We start from the raw sequence: 25,301 nt of genomic DNA on the forward strand, positions 1-25,301 counted from the left end.
ACACGGCAATGTCACCGACAAGTGACAGCGGGCACAGCCCGAGCAGGATCACCGCAGGGCAGCGCGCGATTACCAGACGAACGCGCGCCCTGCTCAGGACAGCGGAATCTCCGCCGAATCGGTGAGCCGCAGCTTGCGCCTGGCCCGCTGGTAGAAGGTCGTCATGCCGAGCCGCACGACGCGGGCCGCGTTCGGCCGGGCGTGCAGGTCGATCGTTTCGCCGGGCCCGACGTACCCCGCCACCTGGCCGTCGACCTCCACCGCGAGCCGCCCGCTCGACGGCAGTACCTCCAGCGTCACGGTGTCCTGCACCGACAGCACCACGCCGCGGCTGTACGCCGAATGCGGCGCGGCGGGCGTGACCAGCAGTGCTTCCACCGCCGGGCTCGTGATCGGCCCTCCGGCGGAGAAGCTGTACGCGGTGGAGCCGGTCGGCGTCGCGACCACGACCGCGTCCGCGGCGTAGCTCACGAACTGCTCGCCGTTCACCAGCACCGCGACCACCGCGCTCCCGTCTCCGGGCACGCGCACCACCGCGACGTCGTTGAACGCGGTCTCGATCCGGCCGCCGAACCGCGCGTCCACCGCCAGCCGCGGCTCGACGGTGAACTCCTCGCGGTCGATCGCGGACAGCGCGAGCGGCAGGTCCGGCACGTCGACCTCGGCGAGGAAGCCGAGCTTCCCGAGGTTGACGCCGAGCACCGGCGCGTGCTGCCCGTCGGCGAGCCGCATCGCGCGCAGCATGGTGCCGTCGCCGCCGAGGCTGACCACCAGATCCGACCGTTTGCCCAGTTCAGCGGGCTGGACGGCGGTCGCCGAACAGTCGACCCTGGCGATCTCGTCGTCGATGCCGAGGATCTCGATCCCGCGCCCGGCGGCCCAGTCCAGCACCGCGTCGACCGCGGCTTTCGCATCGCGGCGCGGGTGCAGGACGAGTCCAGCGGAATGCATGCGGGGTCTCCTCGGTCGGCCTGTCCCCAGTCTGCCGTGCCGGAGCCGATTAGGCTCGGCCCTCGTGATCGAAAACTGGGCTGGCAATCTCACCTACCGCGCACGCGAGGTCGTCGCCCCGCGCACGCTGTCCGAAGCGCAAGAGCTCGTCGCCGGCTCGGCCCGGATCAAGGCCCTCGGCAGCCGGCACAGCTTCAACGCGGTCGCCGACAGCCCGGACGGCCGCCAACTCGACCTCTCCGCCGTCAACATTGCGCCGGAGATCAACGACGCGACGCTCACCATCGGCGGCGCGACCCGCTACGGCGACGTCGTCGCGCAGGTGCACGAAGCCGGGTACGCACTGGCCAACCTGGCGTCACTCCCCCACATCACCGTCGCCGGCAGCGTCGCGACCGGCACCCACGGCTCCGGACAGCGGCTTCGCGGGCTGGCTTCGGCAGTGTCCGCAGTCGAACTCCTCACCGCCGACGGCTCGCTCCGCACGTTCTCGCGCGCCGACGCCGAGTTCCCCGGAGTAGTGGTGAATGTCGGCGCACTCGGCGTCCTCACCCGGCTCACCCTCGACCTGGAGCCGACTTTTTCGGTGCGCCAAGACGTTTTCGACGCCCTCCCCTGGTCCGCCGCCCTGGAGCACTTCGACGAAATCGAGGCCGAGGGCTACAGCGTCAGCCTGTTCACCAACTGGGCGCGCGACGTGATCGACCAGGTCCTGCTCAAGAACCGCGTCCCGGCGAAGATCCCCGAGACGCTGTTCGGCGCACTTCCCGCCGACGGCCCGCGCCACCCCGCGCACGCAGCGGGCATTTCGGCGAAAAACACCACTGTGCAAGGCGGAGTTCCCGGACCGTGGTACGACCGGCTGCCGCATTTCCGCCTGGAATTCGCGCCGAGCGTCGGAGCGGAATTGCAGAGCGAGTATTTCGTGCCGCGGGCGCACGCGACCGCGGCGTTCGAGGCGTTGCGCAGCCTCGGCGACCGGATCGCGCCGCTGTTGGTGGTGTCGGAAATCCGCACCGTCGCCGGCGACGAACACTGGCTGAGCCCGGCGTACGACGGAGACCGGGTGGCGGTGCATTTCACCTGGGAGCAACGGCAGCCGGAGGTGGAAGCGGTGCTGCCGCTGATCGAGGAGAAGCTCGCACCCTTCGGCGTCCGCGCCCATTGGGGAAAGCTGTTCCACGGCGCGGCTTTGGATCTGGACCACCACGGGGTGCGGCGGTTCCGGGAGCTGGCGGCTGAGCTTGACCCGGCCGGGAAGTTCCGCAATCCGTTCCTGGACCGGCACTTGCTTCGGGGGTCGTGAGTGTTTGTGCCGGTGAGAACCGGCATCGCCGCTCACTACCGCCGAGCAGCCCGCGCGATCATCCGGGCCAGATCCGCCACCAAAGCCGGATCATCCGGCAGCTGCCCAGTCGCCACCCGGATGTGCGGCGTCCCCGGATTCCCCGCCCGCGTCCCCGACCCGGCGGAAACCCCATTTGCCGCCAACGTCATCAACGTCCGCGACTCCTCCGGAACCGGCACCCACAGCGTCAACCCGTCCCGCGCGCGCACCGAAATCCCGTGTTCCCGCAACGCTTCCGTCAAAGCCGCCCGCCGATGCGCGTACCGATTCCGCGCCCGGTTCAGCAATTCCGCACTGCCGGGATCGGTCAGCAGAAACGCCTGCGCGTCCTGAAGAATGCGGCTCGACCACACCGACCCCGGCCCGCGCTGCTGCCGCACCCGTTCCACCAGCACCGCCGAGCCGCCGATCACGCAACTGCGCAGTTCAAGCCCGAACGCAGTGCAATACGAACGCACCAGCAACACCCGGCCCGGCAAAGACGCGCCGAGGCTCACCGAAGGAGCCGAAGCCAACGGCCCGAAATCATCGTCCTCGATCACCGCGATGTCCTCTTCGGACAGTACCGCCGCTAGTTCCGCGAGCCGGTCCGCCGGAACCGAATGCCCGAGCGGCGACTGCGCACGCGGCTGATAGACGAATGCGACCGGCCGATGTTCCAACGCCGCGGCCAAGGATGACGGCAGCGGCCCGTCCTCGTCGCACCGCACCGGCACCACGTGGATCCGCGACCGGCGCAGCAATTCGCGCAGCCACGGCGTCGTCGGCGCCTCCAGCGCGATCACGTCGCCCGGCCGCGCGACTGCCTGGCAGGCCAGCAACATCCCGTCCTGCCCGCCGGCCGCGACCGTCCACGATTCGGCGGCGAACGGCCACGTCGGCTTCACGGCGGCGCGCAATTGCGGCGTGATCGAGTTCTTCACCGGACCGCCGAACCGTTCCGTGTGGACACCCGCCGCGACGGCGTCCTCCAGCGGCGGCAGCAGTCCGGGATCCGGGAGGCCGTGTTCAAGGTCGACGGTCTGCCAGCCGGAAAACGCGCGTTCCGGCGGCGGGCTCGACGGCGGTTCCAGCACTATCGTGCCGCGCCGCCGCCCAGTGCCGATCAACCCGGCCGCGCGCAGCTGCGACCACGCTTCGGCGATCGTCGTGGGACTGACCGAAAGCTCCGCGGCCAGCGCCCGCACGGTGGGCAGCCGCGTGCCCGGCGGCACCTCCCCGTCGCGGATCAGGCCGGACACCGTCCCGGCCACGCCGCGCGCCGTGCGCTCGCCGATGCGGGACCCGAGCCAGCCCGCCCCGACCGGCAGCGTCGTCGTTGCGAGTTCGCCCGTGGCCACGCACCGGCTCCCCTCGTCACCCGGAAATCCGAAAACCTCTGACCCGATCAGAAGCTAGAGCGGCAACGGCACGCGGCAAAGGCGTTTCACATCCTGGCGGGCCCTCCCGGTACAAACGCCCGTGACGTCCGACACCGCCGCGATGTCCGGTTTCGGATTATCCCTCGATCAGGTTAGGCTAACCTTCATGAGTCACTCCTGGCCGGAAGCACCGGCGCTCGCCGGCACCGGGCTCGCTCTCGGCTACGGCGCGAAACCGGTGGTCCAGGACGCCGAGATCGTCCTGCGCGCGGGCGAGGTCACCGTCCTGGTCGGCCCCAACGGGTCCGGCAAGTCGACGCTGCTGCGCTCGCTCGCCCGGCTGCATCCGCTGACCGCGGGCGACGTCACGCTGGCCGGGCAAGACGCGCTCGCCTTGTCTCCCAAGGAGTTCGCCCGGCACGTCACGCTGCTGACCCAGTCGCGCCCCACGCCCGGCGGCGTGCGCGTGCGCGACGTCGTGTCCTACGGCCGCCATCCTTATCGCGGCCGCTTCGGCTCCGGCGATCCCGAGGGACCGGAGCTGGTCGAGCGCGCGATGCGGCACACCGGCGTCGACGGAATGGCCGAGCGCCCGGTGGACGAACTGTCCGGCGGCGAACTCCAGCGCGTCTGGCTGGCGACCTGTTTCGCCCAGGACACCGGCGTCGTCCTGCTCGACGAGCCGACCACCTTCCTCGACCTGCGCTACCAGATCGAAACGCTGGACCTCGTCCGCGATCTCGCCGACGAGCACGGCGTCGCGGTCGGCGTCGTGCTGCACGACCTCGACCAGGCCGCCGCCGTCGCCGACGAGGTGGTGCTGCTGTGCCGCGGCGCCGTCCGCGCGACCGGCCGCCCTGCCGACGTGCTGACGGCCGGCCTGCTCAGCGACGTCTACGGCCTGCGCATCGACGTCCACGTCGACGACGAGGGGCACGTCCGCACGCGCCCGGTCGGACGGCACACCTCCCGGCCGCGGCCGGTCCGCTCAGCTTGACCTGTCCCCTAGTTCAAAGGAAAACCCCGTGTCCAGTGTGTTCTCTCGTCCTGCCCGAAGGACGGTCCTGACGACCGCGGCGGCAGCGCTCGCGGCCTTCGCGCTCGCCGCGTGCGGCACCACCGAAACGCCCGCGGACCAGGGAGCGGCCGCCTCCGCGAAACCCTCCGGCCCGGTCCACCTGACCGACGAGCGCGGCAAGGTCGACCTGCCCGCGCCGGCCGCGAAGATCGTGTCGCTGGAATGGGGCCTCACCGAGAACCTGCTGGCGCTGGGCGTGAAGCCGATCGGCGCGGCGGACGTCAAGGGCTACAACACCTACGACAAGGTCATGCCGCTCGCCGCGTCCACTCCGGACGTCGGCACCCGCGGCGAGCCGAGCCTCGACGCGATCGCCGCGCTGCACCCGGATCTCGTGGTCACCACCACCGACCTGCCGGACAACGTCATCGCGCAGCTCTCGAAGCAGACGAAGGTGCTGACCCTGCGCGGCTCCGATTCGGCCGACCCGATCGGCTACCTGCGCAAGACCGTGACCACGCTGTCGGAGGCGACCGGAACGCAGGAGCAGGGCCGCAAACTGCTCGCCGAATTCGACACGAAGGTCGCCGAGGGCAAGAAGAAGCTCGCGGACGCGGGCAAGTCCGGGGCCAAGTTCGTCATGGCCGACGGCTACTCGACCTCCGGCACGGTCACCGTCCGGATGTACACGAAGGGCTCGTTCCTCGGCAGCATCGCCGGCCAGCTCGGCGCCGCCAACCAGTGGACCGGCGAGGGCGACAAGGTCTACGGCCTCGCCTCCACCGACGTCGAAGGACTGACCAAGATCACCGATCCGGCCACGTCCTTCGTCTACGCCGCCAACGCCGCCGAATCCGACGTCTTCACCCAGGACCTCGCGGGCAACGCGGTGTGGAAGCAACTGCCGTTCGTCAAGGGCGCGAAACTGCACCGGATCCCGGACGGCATCTGGATGTTCGGCGGCCCGAAGTCCGCGATCGCCTACGTGGACGCGCTCACCGGCGCTCTGACGCGCTGATCCGATGACCGCACCAGCCCTCGCACCCGCCCGGCCGCGCGCCTCACGGCGCACCGCGTCCGCCGTCTTCCTGAGCGGGCTCGTCGCGCTGCTCGTCCTCTCCGCCGTGCACCTGCTGCAAGGCACGTCGCACGTCGGGCTCGGCGAACTCCTGCGCGCCGTTTTCCCGGGCACGGACGACGACGCGCGCAGCCAGGCGGTGGCGGTGCTCGTGGCCAGCCGGCTCCCCCGGCTGGCCGCGGCGCTGCTCGTGGGGCTGGCGCTCGGGTTCGCGGGCTGTGCGCTGCAGTCGGTGGCACGGAACCCGCTCACCTCTCCGGACACGCTCGCGGTCAACGCCGGCGCGTACGTCTCGGTGGTCGGCGTCGCGGCGTTCGGGATCTCGCTTCCCTTCTACGTCAACGGAATCGTCGCCTTCGTCGGCGGTCTCGCGGCGTCCGGGCTGGTGCTGCTCGTCGCGCGCAGCAGCAGCGGCGGAGCGGCCCGGCTCGTGCTCGCCGGGTCCGCGATCGCGCTGGCGCTGACCGCGCTCACGTCGGTGCTGCTGATGTTGTTCCAGGAGCGGACTGCGGGCCTGTACGGCTGGGGCAGCGGCACGACGGTCCAATCCGGACTCAACCAGGTTTCCCTTGCCGCACCGGTGATCGCGGTCGGCATCCTGGCCACCCTCCTGCTCGCGCACCGGCTCGACGTTCTCGGTCTCGGCGACGACCACGCGCGCGTGCTGGGCATCGACGTCCGCCGCACGCGCACTTACGCCGTCATCGTGGCGGTGCTGCTCTCGGCGGTCGCGGTGACCGTCGCCGGGCCGATCGGATTCGTCGGCCTGTGCGCACCGGTGATCGCGAGGTTGCTGGCGAGCCGGGTGCCCGGGCTCGGCAAACATCCGCTGCTGCTGCCGCTCTCCGGACTAACCGGTGCGCTGGTCGTCGTGGCCGCCGACGTCCTGCTGCGCGCGCTCGTCCCGGCGGACAAAGCGGTTTCGGTGCCGACCGGCGTCGTGACGACTCTGGCGGGCGCGACCGTGCTGGTCTGGCTGGCACGACGGCAGCCATCCGGAACACCGTCCGCACGCGGCACGCACGGCACCGTCCGGTCGCGCCGCTGGGTGGCCGGAACCGGTGTCGTGCTGGCGATCGCGCTCGTCGCCGCGGTGATCGCCGCGCTCCTGCTGGGCGACCGGATCGTGCTGCTCGGCGACGTCCTGAACTGGCTGCGCGGCGTGTCCGGCACCGAGGTTTCGTTCGCGCTCGACCTTCGCTGGCCGCGGATGCTCGCCGCGCTGCTCGGCGGCGCGGCCCTGGCCGTCGCGGGCGCGCTGGTCCAGGCGATCTGCCGCAACCCGCTGGCCGAACCGAGCCTGCTCGGCGTGACTCCGGGTGCGAGCGTCGGCGCGATCAGCGTCGTGCTTCTGGTGCCTGGCATCGGAATCTGGCCGATGATGGGTGCCGCGACCGTCGCCGCGTTCGCGACGTTCGCGCTGGTGCACTGGCTCGCCACCGGCCGCGGTTCGAGCGGCCGCGGACTGTCCTCGGACCGGCTGGTGCTGGTCGGCATCGGAGTCAGCGCGGGCGCGCAGGCGATCACGACGCTCGTCGTGGTGCTGACCTCGCCGTGGAACGCGCATCTGGCGCTCACCTGGCTCGCCGGATCGACCTACGGTCGGGAGTTCAGCCAGGTCCTGCCGGTACTGTTGTGCCTGGTCATCGCCCTGCCGATCGCCTTGTCCAGCGCACGGACGCTCGATCTGGTCTCGCTGGACGAGGACGTGCCGCGGGTGCTCGGCGTCCCGCTGGACCGGTCCCGCCTCGCCTTCGCCGCGCTCGCCGCGGTGCTCACCGCCGCAGCTGCGTGTGCGGTCGGCGCGCTGGGATTCGTCGGGCTCGTGGCCCCGCACGCCGCGCGCGCTTTGGTGGGCTCCCGCCACTCGCGCTCGCTGCCGGTGGCGGCCGCGCTGGGAGCGGTGCTGGTGTGCGTCGCGGATACGTTGGGGCGCACCGTCCTCGCCCCGACCCAGATCGCGGCGGGCTTGGTGACCGCGCTGATCGGGGCGCCGTACTTCGGCTGGCTGCTGTGGCGGAGCCGCGCGAACGCCTAGTCGAACCAGGTGTCCAGCGCGACTTTCAACTCGGCTTCACCTCCGGCCCAGGCGATAACTCCGTCCGGCCGCAGCAGAAACGATTCGGTATTCGTCACCGGCACCACCTCGACCCGTTCTCTTGCCAACGCGGCGAGATCGCGGCTTTTCGGATCGAGCACTAAGACACCGCGTCCAGCGCGAGTGTGCTCCGACAGCCGGGTGATCCGTCCGTCATCGTCCACAAGGGACCGATCCGGACCGTGCAGCCCGACTGGTTCTTCAGCGGGATAAGGGAGTTCGTATCGCTCCGCCACGCCGGACAGCAGATCCGAGAAGTACCGGTTCGCCTGCGGCAGATCCATCAACTCGGCGACAATCTCGCGCAGCGCGTCGACGTGCGGCCCCGGCGCGAGCAACGCCGACTGCGCCCGCGTATTGCGCAATACCGCCGCGCCGACCGGGCCGCGTTCGCGGAAGTAACTGTCCAGCAACGTTTCCGGCATTTCCCCGCGCACGACCGCAGCCAATTTCCAGCCGAGGTTCGCCGCGTCCAGCAGCCCGAGGTTGAGCCCTTGCCCGCCGCTCGGCGAGTGCACGTGGGCGGCGTCGCCCGCGAGCAGAACCCGGCCGCGCCGGTAGTCGTCGGCCTGGCGCGCTTGGTCGGCGAACCGGCGGGAATCGCGCACCTCTGTCACAACGACGTCCTCGCCGGTCACTCGTCGGATGGCCGCCGCCAATTCCGCCAGGGTGACCGGACCGTCGGGCTCGCCGTCGCGGGCGAACTCGGTGACGCCAGCCATGCTGCCGCCGTGCAGAAAAGTCCCGCCCGGGTAGCGTCCGGCGGGCGGCACCTGCCCGGCGAACCGGACTTGGCCCGCGATTGTCCGCAGCAGCGGCGGCGTGCCCGGGAACCCGAACCCGGCGAGACTGCGGACCTTCCCGCGGCCACCGTCGCACCCCACCAGGTAAGCCGCGGTGATCCGCTGTTCTCCTTGCGGGGTCTCGACAATCGCCGTCACGCCGTCCACATCAGACTCAATCGCCGTGACCCGATGCGCCCGCCGCACCGGGACGCCGAGCGCGTCCGCGTGTCCAGCAAGCAGCCGCTCCAACTCCGGCTGCCAGATGTGCGTACGCGGGCGGTCCTCGTCCGGGAGGAGCTTGTGGATGTTCGCGAAGTGGCCGAGCGAACTGCCGTGATCACGGGCGAAGTCGCGCATTCCCTCCTCGTGCGCCATGGCTAGCTGCGGTCCGAGACCGCGCCGGGTCAGCGCCTCCGTCGCGAGCACGCCGATGCCGCGCGCCCTCCGTTCCGCCGTGGGGCGCGCAAGCCGCTCGAGCACCAGCGGCCGGATCCCGCCGAGCCGGAGTTCAGCAGCGAGGAACAACCCGACCGGACCCGCTCCGACGACTACTACATCTGCGTCCATGACTCTCCTTAACTTGTTAAAGACTAGACTGCCCTGAACTAGTTAAGGAGGCAACCGCCGTGCCGATCGAGATCCCCGCCGCGGTCCGGACCGCACTCGCCCTGGTCGACGCCGACGGCCTCGACAAGCTGACCGTGCGCCGCCTCGCCACCGAACTCGGCGTCAAAGCACCCGCGTTGTACTGGCATTTCAGCAGCAAACGAGCCTTGCTCGACCACCTCGCCGACACCCTCGTCGCCCCAGTCCTGGACGACCTCCCGCCGCTCGACACCCCGTGGCTGCCCTGGCTGGAACAAGCCGGAACCGCCCTGCACACCGCACTCCTAGACCATCGAGACGGCGCACGCATCGCACTCGGCGCAGACCTCCGGACCGCCCGCTCACTGGGCGAATTCGCCGAGCGAGCCGTCGGCGTACTGCACCGCGCCGGGTTCCCGCTCGCCGACGCGACCCGCTGCGCCGGGGTGTACGTGCATTTCATTCTCGGCCGCGCCGTCGAGGACCAGACCTGGCCGGACGATCTGGAGGCGACCCTCGAAAGCATCCCGTTTCCGCTGATGGCCGCGGGATTGCGGGAACGGCAGGCGACCGGAAGCACCGTCGACGACGACTTCGGCTACGCACTCGGCATCCTGCTAGCCGGCTTAGCAGCGACGCTTCAAAGTGCAATGACTCACTAAGTTGTACGGTTGCACTTTTTGTATGGTTGCACCTATGCTCGATGCCAGACCACACCGGCACGAGAGGGGAAGACCATGAACGAGACACCGCGCATCGCCATCGTCGGCGGCGGCCCGGGCGGACTGCTCGCCGCGCACGTCCTGCACGGCCACGGCATCGCCGCGACTGTGTACGACGCCGACACCGCCGTGGACTCACGAGATCCCGGCGGCACGCTCGACCTGCACGCCGACAGCGGCCAGATCGCCCTGGAAGACGCCGGACTGCTGTCCGCCTTCCACGAGCTGGCTCGCGTCGAAGGCCAAGCCATGACCAGACGCGACCACCACGGAACCCTGCTGAAGCAGTTCACCCCCGCCGACGACGACACCGCCGCCCCGGAAATCGACCGCGGCCAGCTGCGGACGATGCTGTACGAACGGCTCGCGCCCGGCACTGTCCAGTGGGGACACAAACTCACCGACCTGACCACCGAAAACGGCGTCCACCGCTTGCACTTCGCCAACGGCTCCACAGTGGACGCCGACGTCGTGATCGGCGCGGATGGCACCTGGTCAAAGGTGCGCCGCCGACTCACCGACGCTCAACCGGAATACCTCGGAGTGTCCTTTTTGGACGTCCGATTCGACGACGTCGAATCCCGGCACCCGGAAATCGCGGCCTTGGTAGGCGACGGACAACTGTTCACCGCCGACGGCGCCGGCCGCGCAGTGATCGTGCAGCGCAACAGCAACGGGGTGATCCGCGGCTACGTGGCTTTCCGCGCCGAAGAGGACTGGGCCGCACGGGAAGGCGTCGACCTGACTGACCGCACGTCGGTCCGCGAGTTCCTGCTCCGCGAATTCCGCGGCTGGGGCTCGAAGGTGCTCCCGCTGCTGATCGACAACGACGGCGACTACGTGGCGCGCGCGTTCACCGCGCTGCCCGCTCCCCTGACCTGGGAACGCGTCCCCGGCATCACCGTAATCGGCGACGCCGCACACGCAATGGCCCCGTTCGGCGGGCACGGCGCGAACCTGGCATTGCTCGACGGCGCGGAATTGGCGCACGCACTGCACGAGGAGCCGGATGTCGAAGCCGCGTTGACCCGCTACGAGACCGCGATGTTCGCCCGGACCGGCCACCTCGCCGCCTCCGCGAACGCCGCGCTGCGAGGCTTCTTCGCCGACCAGCCGGAGGATGGCGCGCAGGACGTTCCGGATCGGGAGGAAGAACTCCGCGCTTACGAGGCGCGGGCTGCTGAGTACCGCGCTTCACGCACGCCCGCCGCTCGCTAGCCCCGCTCCCCTGTTACGGAGTTTCCTACCGCTGGCCGCCAGTCACGGACTCCCCACCGCCGAACACCCGCCGCGCAACTCCCCGTCGCTGAACGCCAGCCACGGAACTCCCCACCGCTGAGCACCCGCCACACAGCTCCCCGCCGCTGGCCACCAGTCACGCAACTCCCCATCGCCGAACGCCCGCCGCGCAACTCCCGCCGCTGAACGCCAGCCACGCAACTCCCCACCGCCGAACACCCACCACCGAAGGCCAGACACGACACGCCTCCGCCGCCGAACGCCCCGCCTCGGAACGCCCCGCGCCCAACGCCGTGAGGGGACCCCTGAGGGAATCTGATTCCCTCAGGGGTCCCCTCACGGACTTCCTACGGCGAGAATTTCTCCCGCTCCACGGCTGCCGCCGGAGTTCCCTCACGAACCGCGCGGCCGCCCGAGCTGACTGTCCGTGAAGGGCTCCTTGCGGGAATCAGATTCCTTCAAGGAGCCCCTCATGGCGTTCGTCAGGAGCGCTTGCGGCGCACCGCCACTGCCGCCACCAGTGCGCCGCCGATGAGCAGCAGTGCGCCGCCTCCGATCAGGTAGCCGCGGATGTCCGCGCCGGTCGACGCGAGCGGGCCTTGGTCGGACGGGCCGGTTCCCGGGGCCACGCCGCCGGAGTTGTCGCTCGTGGTCGTGATCGGGGCCGGGGCTTCCGACGACGAACTGGACGTCGTCGGGCTCGTGCTGCCGGACGAGGACGTCGGCTGCGAGCTCGAGGACGTCGGCGCGGTCGAGGAAGACGTCTCCGACGGGCCGGTCGAGGTCGTGGTGGAGCTGGTCGAGGTTGCACTCGACGAAGTCGTGCTGGACGACGTGCTGCTCGTCGGCTCAGTCGTCGTGGAAGAAGTCGAGCTCGTCGGCTCAGTCGACGTCGTAGTGCTGGACGAAGTCGTGCTCGACGTCGTGGTGCTGGAGCTAGTCGACGTCGCACTCGTCGGCGCCGTCGAACTAGTAGTCGGCGTGTTGCAATCCGGCAGATCGCCAGTGAACGGATAAGCGTGGAACTCCTGCCCGCCCGCCGCGCCCTCCGACGTGTGCAGCAGGTTGCCCGCAGTGAAGAACCGGCCGTTGGTGCCCGACGCGGTGACCGTCGTGTCGCTGGCCGGGTTGCCGACCAGCACGCTGCCCTGGAACTGCGCCTGCCCGGCGATCTTCACCTTCGACGCGTCCGGGAAGTTCCACAGCAGCTTCTCGCGCAGGTGGTTGATCGGGTCCTGGTCGGCGAGGTCGCCGGTGTAGGTGTTGATCACCCGGTTGCCGCCGACGAGGTTCACCAGGACCGTCGCGCCCGCCGGGATGCCGGCGAATTCCAGGCCCTGCATGCTGCCGCCGCGGTTGGTGAGGTCGAAGTCGACGGTGAACACCTGCAGCGCGGACTTCCCGTCTCCGGTGAACAGCGTGCGGTAGCCCTCGTTCTTCGCCGTCCCGGTCGCCGCGGACTTGCTGTAGCAGGTGCTGGCTTCCTGCAACTGCGGCCGGAGCTGCTTGTACGGGTCCGCCGCGTTCGGGTCCTGTTTCAGCGTGCCGGTCACGGTCCCGGTGACGGTGCCGCCGTAGCGCACGACGCCGCCATCCGCGAGGAGCCGCTGGTTCGGCGCGACGGTGACGTTCTTGCCGGTGGTGAGGAAATCGGCGCCGTCCGGCGGGGGCACGCGCGAGCCGACACCCGCGATGCCGACGTTGTAGACCGCGGACGCCCCGGTCCGCTTCGCCATGTCGAACCCGCCGAGCACGACGACCCGGCCCTCGGCCTCGGCGGCGCCTTCGCGCACGAGAAAATCGCCCCCGGCGAAGACGTTGATACCGTTGTCCCGTCCCGCGAACGGCCCGTTGTTGACCGGCGGGTACTTCTCCGGGCAGGCGTCGCCGACGCACGGGCCCAATCCCCCTGGCAGCGGAGCGGCGCTCGCGCCCGGACCGGCCACGAACGCCACCGCACACACCGCCGCAGCGATCGCTCCGCCGACGACGGCCATTTTCCTGGCACGCATGCGGCCGATCCTCACCCGGACCGGGCAGAATACGGCACTCGAAACACCGTAACCCACCCGAACGGGTCAGAAAATCCCCGACTCCTCAGACAAGTAGACTAGTGACGCTCCACACTCGACACCCCGCCGGAAGAATGTCCCGCAGTAGCCTCGCTCCTGCCGCCCCGTCCGACCAGAAAGCCCTCCGATGCCCCCTCTCGTGCACCGGCACCCGCTCGCCGCGCAGGCCGCCGAAGTCCTTCTCGGACGCATTCGCGCCGGCGAATGGCCGCTCGGCCACAAATTGCCCGGGGAAACGACTTTGGCCGCGCAACTGGGCGTCGGCCGGTCGACGCTGCGCGAGGCGATCCGCGAATTGGCGGGCAAAGGCGTGCTGGATTCCCGCCAGGGTTCCGGGGTTTTCGTGACCGCGCTGGACGTCGCCGAGGATTGGGACGCGGTGCTGCGCCGCGCGACCGTCGGCGCTGTGATCGAGGCGCGCATCGCCATCGAAGCGGAAGCCGCCGCCCTCGCCGCGCACCGGCGGACGCCGACCGACCTACGCGCGATCCGCCGCGCGCTCGCCGCCCGCGCGATCGGAGACCCGGACGTCGAACGCCTGGTGGACACCGACACCGCGTTCCACCGCACCGTGCTCGTCGCCGCGCACAACGACGTGCTGATCGAATTGTTCGACAGTTTCGTCCCGAGAATCCACCGCGCCATGACCGACATGCTGCGCGCCCGGCCGATCACCGCCCCCGAAGAAGACCAAGCCGCGCACCTGGCGCTCGTCGACGCGATCGCGGGCAAAGACGCGTCCGCCGCCGCGGAACTGAGCCGCGCGCACCTGACCGCCTTGAAGGAGGCACTTTCGTGAGCGAGGTCGTGCTGCAGCTGACCGACGTCGTGTTCCGCAGGCAGGGCAAGGAAATCCTGCACGGCGTGAACCTGACCGTGCGGGCGGGCGAACACTGGGCGCTGCTCGGCCCGAACGGTGCCGGGAAAAGCACGATCCTCGGTTTCTGCGGCGCGGTCACGCATCCGACCGCAGGCACCGTCGACGTCCTCGGCGGACGGCTCGGCCGCGTCGAACTGCAGGCGCTGCGCCGCAGCATCGGGCACGTCGACCCGCGGCATCCGCTGCGTTCGCCGCTCACCATCCGGGAGGTCGTGCTGACCGGCGTCACCGGGAGCATCGACACGCCGCCCCGCTGGCAGCCCACCGCCGCGCAGCTCGCCCAGGCCGACGAACTCATCGGCCTGCTCGGCCTGGCCGGCAAGGCAGGCGAACGCTGGCCGACGCTGTCGCAAGGCGAACGCGGCCGCGCCCTGATCGCCCGCGCGCTGATCAGCGACCCCCGGCTGCTGCTGCTCGACGAGCCGTCCACCGGACTCGACGTCGCGGCCCGCGAGCAGCTGCTCGAAACAATCGACCTGCTCACCCGGACCCATCCCCGGCTCGCCTCCATCGTGGTCACCCACCACCTGGAAGAACTGCCGGAAACGACGACGCATGCGTTGCTGATCGCGGACGGTTCGGTGGTTTCGTCCGGGCCCATCGACCAGGCGGTGACGACGGCCAGCATCAGCCGGGCGTTCGGCCACCCGATCCGCGTCGACCGCCACGACGGCCGGTGGAGCGCCCGCGCCGCCCGGACCCGCTCCACCGAGGTCGCCTGACCCGGGCCACTGTCCGTGAAGGGCTCCTTGCGGGAACCAGGTTCCCTCAAGGAGCCCTTCACGGACTTCCAGCGGCTCAGGCGGTCCGCAGCACCCGCCAAGCCGAGAACCCCAGCAGCACCAGCTCCGCCGCCGAAAAACCGACCAGCGCGAGCGGGCTCGGCACCCACAGCAGCGTCATCCCGACCAGCAGCACCGGCACCACGAGCCCGGCGTAAGCCGCCAGGAAGATCCCGGCCAGCACCTCGCCCCGGGACAGCGGATCAGCCAGCGCCGCCACCGTCCCGACCGCGGCACGGAAGCCCAGCCCCATCCCGCTCCCGGCGATCACCGAGCCCGCCAGGAACAGGGCCAGCGAGGGCAGCAGCGCCGCCGCCGAAAGCACCGCCAGCCCGATCGGCATCAGCACGAACCCCAGTCGCAGCTGCGCCCGCGACGCCATCGACGCGAAGACCACCTGCGCCACCGCCGCCGCGCCCAGCATCGAGCCCGCGGTGACCCCGGCGAGCATCCGGCTGTGCTCGTGCAGGCCTTCGGCGAGCAGGGTCGGCGCGAGCGACATGAACAGCCCGGTGATCGCGAACGCGGCGAACACTCCGATCGCCGCGCCGACGAACGCCGGCCGCGCCCCGGCGGGCAGCGACACGCGCTGCGGCCGGTAAGCCGGGCGCTCCTCGCGCCGTTCGACGGTCTCCGGCACCAGGCACACCGCGAACGCCGCCACCAGCAACACCACCAGGAACACGACGAACGTGCTGGTCAGCGGGCCGTCGATGTACTGCGCGAAGACGCCGCCGACCACCGGGCCGAGCCCGAGGCCGCCCATGTTCACCACGGTGGCGATCAAGCCGGAGCGGCCCAGGTCCTGGTCCGGCCGGGTCACCGCCCGCAGCTCGGACAGGTGCGCGGTGGCGGTGGCCGTCAGCGCGCCGATGCCCACGCCGCAGACGAACCGCGCGATCAGCAGGCCCGGGACCTCCGGCCAGAGCAGGAACAACACCGCCGACAAGGCCTCGGCGAGCGTCGAAGCGAGGATCACGCGGCGGCGGCCGAGCCAGTCGCTGACGTGCCCGGCGAGGTAGAGGCTGGCCATCACGCCGACCGCGTACGCCGCGAAAATGACGGTGACCAGGAACGTCGGAAATCCGTCCCGCTGCTGGTAGAGCGCGTACAGCGGGGTGGGCACGGTGGAGAACGCGAGGCACGCGGCGAACGCGAAAGCGATGACCCGGAACCCCCAGCCGTGGCTGACGCGCCATCCGGCCGGGGCGGTGAGAGCGGGCGGAGCTGTGGTGACCATGTCGACCTTCCAAGCGGGAACCTACCCCTGAAACGATCCCCCGCCCCACTCATCAAGTCCAACGAAAAGTGTTGGTCATAGTTATCGTGATCCGCGATAATTGGGGCATGGAGACGCGGCAGCTGGAGTACTTCGTGGCGGTCGCCGAGGAGCTGAGCTTCACGCGGGCGGCCCAGCGGCTGTTCGCCACGCAGTCCACGGTCTCGGCGACGATCCGCGCGCTCGAGACCGACCTCGGCGCGACGCTGTTCGACCGGTCTACCCGCCGGGTCGCGCTGTCAACCGCGGGCGCGCTCTTCCTGCCCGAGGCGAAAGCCGCGCTGGAATCGGTGGAGCGGGCGCGCGAGGTGGTGCAGCAGGCGTCCGCCGGTCTGCGCGGAAGCCTCCGGATCGGCACGCTGACCAGCATGAACGCGTTCGATCTGCCGGTGCTGCTCGGCGCGTTCCACCGCAGGCACCCGCTGGTCGACCTGCATCTGACGGTGTCCCTCACCGGCTCGTCCGGCCTCGCCGACGACGTCCGCCACGGCAGGCTCGACGTCGCACTGCTCGGCCTCTCCCGGGCCGAACTCGGCGGCCTCGACGCGACGCAGCTGGCCAGCGTGCCGTACTACGCCGTACTGCCGGACAGCCATCCGCTCGCCGGACGCGAGCAGGTCCGGCTGCCGGAGCTGGACGGCGAACTGTTCGTCGACTGTCCGCGCGGCTTCGGGAACCGGCTGGCGGTCGACCGGGAGTTCGCCGCGCTCGGGCTTACGCGCCGGGTGACCGCCGAGGTCGCCGACCTGCGGACGGTGCCGCGCTACGTCGCCGCCGGGCTCGGCGTCGCGGTCCTGCCCGGCACCGCCCGGCTGGACCACCCGGGCGTCGTGTCGATCCCGCTCGCCGACACGTCGCTGACCTGGCCGCTCACCGTCGTCGTCTCCGCGAAGCGCCCGTCGTCGCAGGCCCTGCGGACGCTGCTGGACCTGTTCGTCGCGGCCGCGGCGGAGGGAGATATTACGGAGTTCTGACCGGGCCCCCGGCCACCGGAATAGCGACCGGCTCCGCGGCGTCATCCTGTACACGGAATCCCCGATGGGAGAGAAGGAAATGACGGAAAAAGCGATCCTGGCCGGCGGATGTTTCTGGGGCATGGAGGAGCTGTTCCGCCACCAGCCCGGCGTGACCGCGACCCGCGTCGGCTACAGCGGCGGCGACGTCCCCCACGCCACCTACCGCAACCACGGCACCCACGCCGAAACCATCGAGGTCACCTACGACCCGGAACAAACCGACTTCCGCGCGCTGCTGGAGTTCTTCTTCCAGGTCCACGACCCCAGCACCAAGAACCGCCAGGGCAACGACATCGGCACCAGCTACCGCTCCGCCATCTTCTACACCACCGACGAGCAAAAGCAGATCGCTGAAGACACCATCGCCGACGTCGACGCCTCCGGACTGTGGCCCGGCAAGGTCGTCACCGAGGTGACCGCGGCGGGCGATTTCTGGGAGGCGGAGCCGGAGCACCAGGACTACCTGCAGCGCTATCCGCACGGCTACACCTGCCACTTCCCGCGCCCCGGCTGGAAACTCCCGAAGCGCGGATGACCGATTACCCAGCGGCGGCAGTCCAGGCCGGACACGTCGAACCGGTCCCCCGGCGAGTGCGCGGAGTGCTCGCCGGGAAGACCATTGTGGACAGCACGCGGGCCAAATACGTCTGGGAATGGCCCTACTATCCGCAGTTCTATTTCCCGCTCGACGACGTTCTCCCCGGCGCGCTGGTCTCCGGAGACGACGGGCGGTTCTCGCTGCGCGTCGGCGAGGTCGAAAAGCCTGCTGCCGCTTGGGTGAACGACTCTGTCCTACCTGGACACGTCCGGTTCGACTGGGACGCGCTGGACGCCTGGTTCGAAGAGGACGAACAGGTTTTCGTCCACCCGCGCAACCCGTACACGCGAGTGGACGCTTTGCGTTCGACGCGACATGTCCGCGTGCGGTTGAACGGAGTGACGCTGGCGGCATCGTCGTCGCCGGTACTGCTGTTCGAAACCGGCCTCCCGACCCGGTATTATTTCAACCGCACCGAAGTCGATTTCACGCATCTCGTTGCCGAACCCGGCATGGTCACCGCCTGCCCGTACAAGGGCGAGACGTCCGGCTACTGGTCCGTCCGCGTCGGCGACGTCCTGCACGAGCACCTCGCGTGGACCTACGCCTACCCGGCCGCGGCCGTCCAGCCCATCGCCGGACTCGTGGCGTTCTACAACGAGATGGTGGACATCGAAGTCGACGGCGAACTTCTTCCCCGCCCGCGCACGCACTTCTCGCAGTGACTACACCCGTCCGAACGCCTCCACGACCGCAGCCGCCAGCCGGTCCCCGCGCGCCTCTTGTCCGGCGGGCACCGTGATGCAGACGGTGAACCGGTCCGCCCACGTCATGATGCCGACCGCCACCGGGACTCCGGGAGCGAGCGACAAGACCGGGTAGACAGTGCGGACGAGCGCCCCGTTGAGCACCACCGGCGACCGAGCGCCGGGCAGCACCGAGGCGATGACACTGAACCACGTGCCGCGGTAGACGAGCTTCGCCGCCCGGCGATGCAGCGCCGGCGGCAGGATCCCGAGCACGCGCACAACAGCGTTGCCCGCGCGGGGCGCACCGTGGCCGACCTGGTCGGACAGCATCCGGTCGGTGGCCCGCACGCGCTCCGACAGCGACATCGCGCCGGTCGGCAGGTCCACCGAAGCCGCGCCGGTGTGGTTGCCGAGCTGACGGAAGGTCCCGGTGTCGCGGACCGACATCGGAATCAACACCCGAAGCCGCTCCGGCGCGGTCCCACCCAGCTCGCGATGCAAGGCCTCGGCGACGAGCGCGAGAACGAGGTTGGTCGTCGGCACCCCCGCCCGGCGCGCGGCCTTCCGGACTTCGGGGGCGGAGAGATGCGCCCGGGCGAAATGCCGTCGGGGGCTGTCGATCCGCTTGTCCCAGCGGACTCGGGGCGCGGTACCGGCTCGGGCGAGAATCCAGACGCCGCGCGCCAGCTCGGCGGCTTGGTTGCGTTGGCTCGACTTGGCGCGCCCGGACTCGGCGGTACCGGAACGACCGGCCGACCCCGGTGGCCGGTCAAGCCGATGCCACACCGGGCTCGCCACGCGAGCGAGCGCCGCGCGCACCGGTGCCGCCAGGCTGGCAAGTGCCGCCCGCACCGCGCTCCGCCCAGGGTGGGACCCGTTGCGCCCCAATGTGGCATTGGGTGCATGCGACGCACCCAACGCGGCATTGGGTGCGTGAGATGCACCCAATGTGGCATTCGGTGCGCCGGACGCACCCAAAGTGGCGTTCGGTGCGCCAGACGCACCCAAAGCGGCATCCGCAGCGCCCGACGCACCCAACGCGGCGTTTGATGCGTGAGACTCACCCGAAGTGGCATTCGGCACGCCAGACGCACCCGACGCGGCATCCGGCACGCCAGACGCACCCAAAGTGGCGTTCGGTGCGCCAGACGCACCCAAAGTGGCGTTCGGTGCGCCAGACGCACCCAATGTGGCATTCGGTGCGTCAGATGCACCCAACGCCACATTGGGGCGACGCCACCACCCCCGCCGCCGAGGCACCGGCACCGGCGTCAACGGTTCCTTCCCCCGCGCCTGCCCCACCAGCGCGCTGATCACCGCGATCCCGTCACTCGCCGCGTGGTGCAGCGCGATCAGCAACGCCCCCTGCTCCCCCTCGATCCCGGTCACCAGCCTGGCCCGCACGGGATGTTCCGGGGACACCGGTTCCGAGAAGAACGCGTCCATCTCCCGCGTCAACGCCTCGTCCAGCGGCGCTTCCGGGCCGACCCGCACGGAAGTCAGCACGTCCGCCGACGTCCGGCCCGGGTCCTCCTGCCACCGTGCGCGCCATAACCGGCTGCCGGGCAGCAAGCGCGTTCGCAAGCCGGGGGTCGCGGCGAGCAGATGCTCAGCGTCCACGTGGGTGACCGGTGTGCCGTCCGCCTTGGGATCGAACAACAAGACCGCACCGACCTGTTGCGGCACCTCCGGCGTGGCCACGTGCACGAACAGCGCGTCCTCCGGCCGGAGCCGCTGCGTTGGCGGGTTCAGCGGCGCGGAAACGAGCGATTCCAGCGCCTCCACCAGCGGAGTGGCCGTTTCGCAATGCCGCGCGACCGCTTCCGCCATCTCCTTGAGCCGTTCCGGCTCCGCCAGCAGACCGCGCACGGTCTCCGCCAGCTCACCGTCCTTTGTGGACACCAGGGCGAGCCCGGCGGCGGCCATCAACCGGGCGTTCGCCTTGCCATGCGCGGCTATCGGGCGATGCATCAGCACCGGGCGCCCGCACGCCAGCGCCTCCAGCGAGGTCGCCCCGCCCGCGTTCGTCACCACGACGTCCGCCGCCAGCGTGTACCGCTCCGGCTGGTCCGTCCACCCGACTACGTGCAACCGCGGTTCGCCCAGGGCGCGCAGCCGGGCGGCCGCCGCGTCGTTGCGGCCGCAGATCGCGATCGGCGCCACCGACGGATCCGCCGCCAGCAGTTCGCGCACCGTCGTCTCGATCTCGCCGAAACCCAGTGAGCCGCACGAAACCAGCGGCACGAACGCGTCCGGCGGCAAGCCCAGTTCGTGGCGCGCCGCGGTCTGGTCGCCTGGCCGGAACACCGCGCGCACCGGCGGCGCGGACACCCCGACGTGCGCCGACGGCGACGAGCGCAGCGCGGGCGCGACCGCGACGTCGTGCATCACCATGGTGAGATCCGCCGCGCCGTAAACCCAGAACGGATGCGGTGCGAAGTCCGAAACCCACGCACCGATCGGCGCCCGCAATTTTCCTTTGCGGCGCAGCCACGCCAGTCCCGCAGTGCCCATCGGATACGTCGACAGCACCAGATCCGGCGCGAATTCGGCGATCGGTTTCGCGAGCCGCCGACCGCACCACGCCGCGGTGAACCAGCGGGACGCGGCGGCGAACCACGGAATCCGCCAGATCGCGGCGTAAAAGAACTCGTACAGCCACGGGACGCTTTCCACATTGGCGACGTAAATCCGCTGGAAAAGCCCCTCGAAACCGGGACCGAGCCGTTCCAGCGCGTTGACCCACCGCACGGTCGCGTCCGGCCATCGCTGCCGTATCGCGTCCTCGAGCGCGCGCCCCGTCGCGTTGTGCCCCTGCCCCATGTTCGCGGACACGATCAGCACGCGCTCCAACGCTGCCCCCTTCTCGCTAACAGGCGGTCCCGGCGAGGCCGTACCCGTCGTCCGGGTCTGAATCAGGCCGTTCGCCGGGTTCTTCCGATGCGGTTTCCTCTTCGCCGGACGGCATATCCGATTCCGCCGACAAATGCGACGCCCTGGTCGACAGCAGGGCGATCCCGACCACGATCACCAGCCCGGCGAGCGCCTCGCCGAACAGCGCGAGCGGCCTCCCGTCGGCCGATTCGCCCATCCATGACAATCCGATCGCGACGCCGACCAGCGGATCCAGCGCAGTAATGACGGCGAGCGCGGGCGTCAGGTACCGGCCCTGCTGGAACGTGTTCTGGCTCAACAGGAATCCCAATGGGCCCACGACGCACACCAGATACAGCGTCCAGTGCCGGAACGGTTCGTCGATCCCCGCCCGGAACTGGCCCGCGACCACCTTCATCAGCCCGGCGGTGAGGCCGTACAGCACGCCGGTCGCGACAGCCAGCCCGAGCACCCGCCAAGATCCGGAATTCGTTGACGCGGCAACAACAAGCGACGCCAGCGTGACCACCGCGAGCGCGATGCCGAGTGGCAGCAGGTCGCCGCCGCTGACGAGCGTCTCGCTGTTGCCGCTCGGCCGGGCGATGACGAGGAACGCGGCGAGCCCGGCCACGCACAGCAACCCGCCGGCACTCATCGTGCGGTCCGGGCGGCGGCGCTCCAGCCGCGCGGACGCCAGGCCGGCGAACATGAGCGACGTCACGAGCAGCGGCTGGACCAGCAGCAACGGCCCGAACGCGAGCGCGACGAGCTGCAGGACGAGCCCCAGGATGGTCGCGGCGATCCCGATGAGCCACAATGGTCGTCCGACGAGCCGCTTGAAGAGCGTCAGGTCGAGCGGTTTGCCGGTTTCCACCTCTTTGGTCGCCCTGGCCTGCGCTGCGCTCGCGAGTCCCATGCACGCCGCGCCGGCGACGGCGGCGGGGACAGCCACGACCAGCGACATCCCCGTAACTGTCACGGACTCTTCACCTCACACCGTCCCCATCCGCCGTGCTTATGCTCAAGCCTTGTCCGAGGCCGAGTCGCCCGGTTGGCACCGGAGGCAGCAGAACCCGCATGCGACACCCCCATACGATCGACCTCCCCTCGTTCCGCAATCTCGTCGTGGACGGGGGCCGGCACCTGCTCGAGTCGACGCTGGTCCCGGCCGGCCTGTTCTATCTCCTGCTGACCCTGGTGAGCTTCGACAGCGGGGTCATCGCCGCGCTGTGCTGGTCGGTCGCCGTGGTCGGCACCCGGCTCGCGCTGCGCAAGAAGATCCCCGCCGTGCTGCTGCTGACCACGGCTCTGCTGGTCGCGCGCACTGTGCTGGGCCTGGCCACCGGCAGCGCATTCCTGTACTTCCTGCAGCCGACTCTACAGAATTTCCTCGTCGCCAGCCTGTTCCTGATCTCCGCGCCGTTCAACAAACCGCTGCTCGCGCGGCTGGCGGGCGATTTCTGCGCATTCCCCGATTCGCTCTCCGGACACCCCGGAATGCGCCGGTTCTTCCAGCGCGTTTCGGTGCTGTGGGGACTCGTCTTCGCGGTGAACGGCGGCGTGACGCTGCTGATGCTCGCGCGGGAAACGGTCGGCAGCTTCCTCATGGTCAGCACCGCGGGCTCGTACTCGGTCATCGGGCTGGCCATCGCCGGTTCGCTGTGGTGGTTCCGGCGTTCGCTGCGCTCGGCGGGCATCACGCTGCGCATGGGCCACCGCCCGGCCGCGCTGCCCGCCGCCTGATGGCCCGCACCGCGCTGGTCACCGGCGCGTCGTCGGGCATCGGCGCCGCCACCGCGCGGCTGCTCGCCCGCTCCGGCGTCCACGTGCTGCTGCACGGCCGGAACGAGGACCGGCTGGCCGCACTCGCCCAGGAAACCGGCGGCACCGCGCTCGCCGCCGACCTCGCGGACCCCGGTGCCGCGACGGAGCTCGCCGAACGCGCGCTGGCGATCACCGGATCGGTGGATCTGCTCGTCAACAACGCCGGTCTCGGCTGGGCCGGTCCCCTGCCTGAACTGTCCGGGGAGCAGCTGCGACACCTCGTCGCGGTTAACCTCACCGCGCCGCTCGACCTGACGCGCGCGCTTCTCCCCGCCATGCTGGAACGCGATCGCGGGCAGATCGTTTTCGTGTCCTCGATCGCCGGACGCACCGGCGTCGCCGGGGAAGCCGTGTACGCCGCGGCGAAGTCCGGTGTGGACGCTTTCGCCGACAGCCTCCGATTCGAGTTGCACGGCACCGGAGTAACCGTCGGAATCGTAGTTCCCGGCGTAGTGCGCACAGAATTCTTCGAACGTCGCGGCCGTCCTTACACCCGCAGCACGCCCCGTCCGGTGAGCGCCGAACGCGTGGCCGCCGCCGTGGTGCGCGCCGCCGCGCAACCGGGCGACTACTACGTGCCGCGCTGGCTGCGGATCCCCGTCGCGCTGCGCGGCACGGCACCAGGCCTGTACCGCGCGCTCGCGGCGCGATTCGGCGCCGAAAGCTGACGGCTCCACGCACACCTCCTCCCCGGGCGCCTCGCGAGCGGCTCTCCCGGTTCCCGCCGGGGTACCCCCGCTTACGCGACCCAAGCATGTCCTCCGCACTGCCGCATCAGGGAAATTCCCCGATCAGGCGGTTTCGTCCGCTTCGCCGGGCGGTCCCCAGGCCAGCGCCAGCACGAGCGTCGCGCGCACGGCCGGGTCGTCCAGCGACGGCCCGAACAGGTCGTGCAGGCGGCCGAGCCGGTACGAAACCGTCTGCGGATGGATGTGCAGGTCCTCCGCGACCGCCTTGCGGTCCCCCAGATGCAGCAGCCACGAGGTGAGCGTGGTGGACAGCCGTTCCCGCGCGGATTCGTTCAGCTCGTCAAGCGGGGCAAGGGCTTGTCTTCGCAGCACGTCGAGCAGCCGGTCGTCGCGGTGCACGATGATCGCGTCGAGGTGTTCGTCGGCGAACACCGGATCGTCGCTGAGCAGGTGGTCCCGGCGCAGCCGCGCGGTCACCTCGGCGATGCGCAGGCTGGCCGGGAGCCGGTCGAGCGGCACTGTCGCGCCGACCACCGCGCCGCCGCCGCGCAGCGCGCGAGCCAGCCACGCACGCCTGCCGGGACCGCCCGGGTCCGGCACTATCGCCACGACCACGCCCGGCCTGCGCAGCCGCAGGCAGCTGTCTTCGAGGCGGAACACCAATTCCCGGCCCAGCTCGTTGTCGTCCTCCACCAGCACGACCGCGGCGTGCTTCGGCAACCGCCAGTCCGCACGCGCCGCCGCCGCGCGCACCGCGGCCTTGTCCGCCCGGTCGGAGAGCAGCAGCGCGGTCAATTCGTCGCGCAGCCGTTCCCGCGCGCGCACCGCGTCCGACTGCTCCTGCAAATAACCGCGCAGCGACGATTCCGATAGCTGGTCCACGAGAGCGAACACAGTGGTGGCGAGCGAGGCGAACAGTTCTGCGGGCACCTCGAGATCGAGCGCGGCTTCCGAAACGTGCCGCCACGCCACGCGCGCGCCGACCCGGTAAGCCGACAGCAGGCTCGTGACGCGCCTGCCCTGCTGGTATTGCGCGCGCCCGATTTCCTCGAACACCGTCTGCTCGACGCCGGACCCCAGCCCCGGCAGCCGCTCGTCGGGGTCGGCCGCCATGTCGATCAGCCGCCGGACGAATCCCGCGCTGGCGGCGACGAGGTCGGCGAGTTCTTCGGTCAGGAATTCCGCGTAGTCGGGGTGCTCGTCCGCGAGCTGGTCGCGGACCTCGTTGAGCATGGCGGGCAGCCGGCGGGTCACCACCGTCTCCAGTTCGTCAAGCCGGGTCACCTGATCTGGTCCCATGTGTCCGGGAGTCCTTCCGTCGCAGGCCGCGGTCTCGGGTCGCCTCGGGACATCCTGGCCCCACTTTGGCCTCTCGTGCCAAGTCGAAGCCACCGAAATTCGCTTTCCGGCGGC

At 70.4% G+C, this 25,301-nt stretch carries 21 protein-coding genes; 13 read left to right on the forward strand and 8 right to left on the reverse strand.

Annotation, left to right across the window (positions count from 1 at the left end):
- Positions 1-93: 93 nt before the first annotated feature.
- Entirely contained in the window at positions 94-951 is an 858-nt protein-coding gene (locus tag FKO37_RS33775; RefSeq protein ID WP_037819461.1) for an NAD(+)/NADH kinase, read from the reverse strand.
- 64 nt (positions 952-1,015) lie between these two features.
- Here FKO37_RS33775 and FKO37_RS33780 point away from each other — a divergent pair, with 64 nt between their 5' ends.
- The gene (locus tag FKO37_RS33780; protein ID WP_308196560.1) at positions 1,016-2,257 is read left to right on the forward strand and encodes an FAD-binding protein; all 1,242 of its coding nucleotides are present in this window, start codon (positions 1,016-1,018) and stop codon (positions 2,255-2,257) included.
- Positions 2,258-2,292: 35 nt separating this feature from the next.
- On the opposite strand, the gene FKO37_RS33785 is transcribed toward FKO37_RS33780, so the two are convergent.
- Positions 2,293-3,639 (reverse strand): aminotransferase class I/II-fold pyridoxal phosphate-dependent enzyme, encoded by a 1,347-nt coding sequence (locus FKO37_RS33785; protein ID WP_238607159.1) that lies wholly within the window; start codon positions 3,637-3,639, stop codon positions 2,293-2,295.
- Between the two features lie 187 nt (positions 3,640-3,826).
- Between FKO37_RS33785 and FKO37_RS33790 the strand changes: the two genes are divergently transcribed.
- The 3 genes from FKO37_RS33790 to FKO37_RS33800 are packed head-to-tail and all read left to right on the forward strand — an operon-like array spanning position 3,827 to position 7,794.
- Positions 3,827-4,657, forward strand: coding sequence for an ABC transporter ATP-binding protein (locus FKO37_RS33790; protein ID WP_134666490.1), 831 nt, complete (start codon positions 3,827-3,829; stop codon positions 4,655-4,657).
- 28 nt (positions 4,658-4,685) lie between these two features.
- Positions 4,686-5,696 (forward strand): iron-siderophore ABC transporter substrate-binding protein, encoded by a 1,011-nt coding sequence (locus FKO37_RS33795; protein WP_078870767.1) that lies wholly within the window; start codon positions 4,686-4,688, stop codon positions 5,694-5,696.
- Between the two features lie 4 nt (positions 5,697-5,700).
- Positions 5,701-7,794 carry an iron ABC transporter permease gene (locus FKO37_RS33800; RefSeq protein ID WP_238607160.1) on the forward strand — a complete coding sequence of 698 codons (2,094 nt, stop codon included), beginning with the start codon at positions 5,701-5,703 and terminating at the stop codon, positions 7,792-7,794.
- On the opposite strand, the gene FKO37_RS33805 is transcribed toward FKO37_RS33800, so the two are convergent.
- Entirely contained in the window at positions 7,791-9,206 is a 1,416-nt protein-coding gene (locus tag FKO37_RS33805) for an FAD-dependent monooxygenase (protein WP_238607161.1), read from the reverse strand. The genes FKO37_RS33800 and FKO37_RS33805 overlap by 4 nt on opposite strands.
- Positions 9,207-9,265: 59 nt before the next feature.
- Here FKO37_RS33805 and FKO37_RS33810 point away from each other — a divergent pair, with 59 nt between their 5' ends.
- Both FKO37_RS33810 and FKO37_RS33815 read left to right on the forward strand, forming a co-directional pair.
- Positions 9,266-9,886, forward strand: a complete 621-nt coding sequence (locus tag FKO37_RS33810) for a TetR/AcrR family transcriptional regulator C-terminal domain-containing protein (RefSeq protein ID WP_238607162.1) — start codon at positions 9,266-9,268, stop codon at positions 9,884-9,886.
- A 75-nt stretch (positions 9,887-9,961) separates the two neighbouring features.
- Positions 9,962-11,164: an NAD(P)/FAD-dependent oxidoreductase gene (locus tag FKO37_RS33815; protein WP_238607163.1), complete on the forward strand. Its 1,203-nt coding sequence runs from the start codon at positions 9,962-9,964 to the stop codon at positions 11,162-11,164.
- A 503-nt stretch (positions 11,165-11,667) separates the two neighbouring features.
- Here the strand turns inward: FKO37_RS33815 and FKO37_RS33820 are convergent.
- On the reverse strand, positions 11,668-13,197 hold the full coding sequence (locus FKO37_RS33820; RefSeq protein ID WP_238607164.1) for a choice-of-anchor A family protein: 1,530 nt from the start codon (positions 13,195-13,197) through the stop codon (positions 11,668-11,670).
- Between the two features lie 187 nt (positions 13,198-13,384).
- Between FKO37_RS33820 and FKO37_RS33825 the strand changes: the two genes are divergently transcribed.
- Positions 13,385-14,056, forward strand: a complete 672-nt coding sequence (locus FKO37_RS33825; RefSeq protein WP_238607165.1) for a FadR/GntR family transcriptional regulator — start codon at positions 13,385-13,387, stop codon at positions 14,054-14,056.
- Positions 14,053-14,859 (forward strand): ABC transporter ATP-binding protein, encoded by an 807-nt coding sequence (locus FKO37_RS33830; protein WP_238607166.1) that lies wholly within the window; start codon positions 14,053-14,055, stop codon positions 14,857-14,859. Before FKO37_RS33825 ends, FKO37_RS33830 begins: the two co-directional genes overlap by 4 nt.
- A gap of 76 nt (positions 14,860-14,935) precedes the next feature.
- Here the strand turns inward: FKO37_RS33830 and FKO37_RS33835 are convergent, their stop codons facing one another.
- Positions 14,936-16,159 (reverse strand): MFS transporter, encoded by a 1,224-nt coding sequence (locus tag FKO37_RS33835; protein WP_037819437.1) that lies wholly within the window; start codon positions 16,157-16,159, stop codon positions 14,936-14,938.
- A gap of 107 nt (positions 16,160-16,266) precedes the next feature.
- On the opposite strand from FKO37_RS33835, the gene FKO37_RS33840 reads away from it, so the two are divergent.
- From FKO37_RS33840 to FKO37_RS33850, 3 genes are all read left to right on the forward strand, one after another.
- A complete protein-coding gene (locus FKO37_RS33840; protein ID WP_037819436.1) occupies positions 16,267-17,172 on the forward strand; it encodes a LysR family transcriptional regulator in 906 nt (301 codons plus the stop codon).
- Between the two features lie 79 nt (positions 17,173-17,251).
- Positions 17,252-17,749, forward strand: coding sequence for a peptide-methionine (S)-S-oxide reductase MsrA (gene msrA / locus FKO37_RS33845; protein ID WP_037819559.1), 498 nt, complete (start codon positions 17,252-17,254; stop codon positions 17,747-17,749).
- On the forward strand, positions 17,746-18,477 hold the full coding sequence (locus FKO37_RS33850; RefSeq protein ID WP_238607167.1) for a DUF427 domain-containing protein: 732 nt from the start codon (positions 17,746-17,748) through the stop codon (positions 18,475-18,477). The genes msrA and FKO37_RS33850 overlap by 4 nt, the downstream gene beginning before the upstream one ends.
- Here the strand turns inward: FKO37_RS33850 and FKO37_RS33855 are convergent, their stop codons facing one another.
- Both FKO37_RS33855 and FKO37_RS33860 read right to left on the reverse strand, forming a co-directional pair.
- Positions 18,478-21,345, reverse strand: coding sequence for a WS/DGAT domain-containing protein (locus tag FKO37_RS33855; RefSeq protein WP_238608375.1), 2,868 nt, complete (start codon positions 21,343-21,345; stop codon positions 18,478-18,480).
- A gap of 25 nt (positions 21,346-21,370) precedes the next feature.
- Complete coding sequence (locus FKO37_RS33860; RefSeq protein WP_235146774.1) at positions 21,371-22,354, reverse strand: DMT family transporter; 984 nt, start codon at positions 22,352-22,354, stop codon at positions 21,371-21,373.
- A 98-nt stretch (positions 22,355-22,452) separates the two neighbouring features.
- Between FKO37_RS33860 and FKO37_RS33865 the strand changes: the two genes are divergently transcribed.
- Together FKO37_RS33865 and FKO37_RS33870 are read left to right on the forward strand one after the other, a co-directional pair.
- Positions 22,453-23,118, forward strand: coding sequence for a VC0807 family protein (locus FKO37_RS33865; protein ID WP_037819429.1), 666 nt, complete (start codon positions 22,453-22,455; stop codon positions 23,116-23,118).
- Entirely contained in the window at positions 23,118-23,867 is a 750-nt protein-coding gene (locus FKO37_RS33870) for an SDR family oxidoreductase (protein ID WP_238607168.1), read from the forward strand. The genes FKO37_RS33865 and FKO37_RS33870 overlap by 1 nt, the downstream gene beginning before the upstream one ends.
- A gap of 123 nt (positions 23,868-23,990) precedes the next feature.
- Here the strand turns inward: FKO37_RS33870 and FKO37_RS33875 are convergent, their stop codons facing one another.
- The gene (locus tag FKO37_RS33875) at positions 23,991-25,187 is read right to left on the reverse strand and encodes a CdaR family transcriptional regulator (RefSeq protein WP_051729736.1); all 1,197 of its coding nucleotides are present in this window, start codon (positions 25,185-25,187) and stop codon (positions 23,991-23,993) included.
- Between the last annotated feature and the right edge of the window lie 114 nt (positions 25,188-25,301).

This window comes from Amycolatopsis sp. Poz14 (genome assembly GCF_006704225.1).
Classification (GTDB): Bacteria; Actinomycetota; Actinomycetes; order Mycobacteriales; family Pseudonocardiaceae; genus Amycolatopsis; species Amycolatopsis nivea.

What these genes read in the sequence shown, in the direction of transcription:
- FKO37_RS33835 (WP_037819437.1), bottom strand. Translation starts at nt 16,159, where the DNA reads ATGGTCACCACAGCTCCGCCCGCTCTCACCGCCCCGGCCGGATGGCGC.
- FKO37_RS33870 (WP_238607168.1), top strand. Translation starts at nt 23,118, where the DNA reads ATGGCCCGCACCGCGCTGGTCACCGGCGCGTCGTCGGGCATCGGCGCC.
- FKO37_RS33805 (WP_238607161.1), bottom strand. Translation starts at nt 9,206, where the DNA reads ATGGACGCAGATGTAGTAGTCGTCGGAGCGGGTCCGGTCGGGTTGTTC.
- FKO37_RS33875 (WP_051729736.1), bottom strand. Translation starts at nt 25,187, where the DNA reads ATGGGACCAGATCAGGTGACCCGGCTTGACGAACTGGAGACGGTGGTG.
- FKO37_RS33790 (WP_134666490.1), top strand. Translation starts at nt 3,827, where the DNA reads ATGAGTCACTCCTGGCCGGAAGCACCGGCGCTCGCCGGCACCGGGCTC.
- FKO37_RS33865 (WP_037819429.1), top strand. Translation starts at nt 22,453, where the DNA reads ATGCGACACCCCCATACGATCGACCTCCCCTCGTTCCGCAATCTCGTC.
- FKO37_RS33825 (WP_238607165.1), top strand. Translation starts at nt 13,385, where the DNA reads ATGCCCCCTCTCGTGCACCGGCACCCGCTCGCCGCGCAGGCCGCCGAA.
- FKO37_RS33850 (WP_238607167.1), top strand. Translation starts at nt 17,746, where the DNA reads ATGACCGATTACCCAGCGGCGGCAGTCCAGGCCGGACACGTCGAACCG.
- msrA (WP_037819559.1), top strand. Translation starts at nt 17,252, where the DNA reads ATGACGGAAAAAGCGATCCTGGCCGGCGGATGTTTCTGGGGCATGGAG.
- FKO37_RS33775 (WP_037819461.1), bottom strand. Translation starts at nt 951, where the DNA reads ATGCATTCCGCTGGACTCGTCCTGCACCCGCGCCGCGATGCGAAAGCC.
- FKO37_RS33820 (WP_238607164.1), bottom strand. Translation starts at nt 13,197, where the DNA reads ATGCGTGCCAGGAAAATGGCCGTCGTCGGCGGAGCGATCGCTGCGGCG.
- FKO37_RS33800 (WP_238607160.1), top strand. Translation starts at nt 5,701, where the DNA reads ATGACCGCACCAGCCCTCGCACCCGCCCGGCCGCGCGCCTCACGGCGC.
- FKO37_RS33840 (WP_037819436.1), top strand. Translation starts at nt 16,267, where the DNA reads ATGGAGACGCGGCAGCTGGAGTACTTCGTGGCGGTCGCCGAGGAGCTG.
- FKO37_RS33815 (WP_238607163.1), top strand. Translation starts at nt 9,962, where the DNA reads ATGAACGAGACACCGCGCATCGCCATCGTCGGCGGCGGCCCGGGCGGA.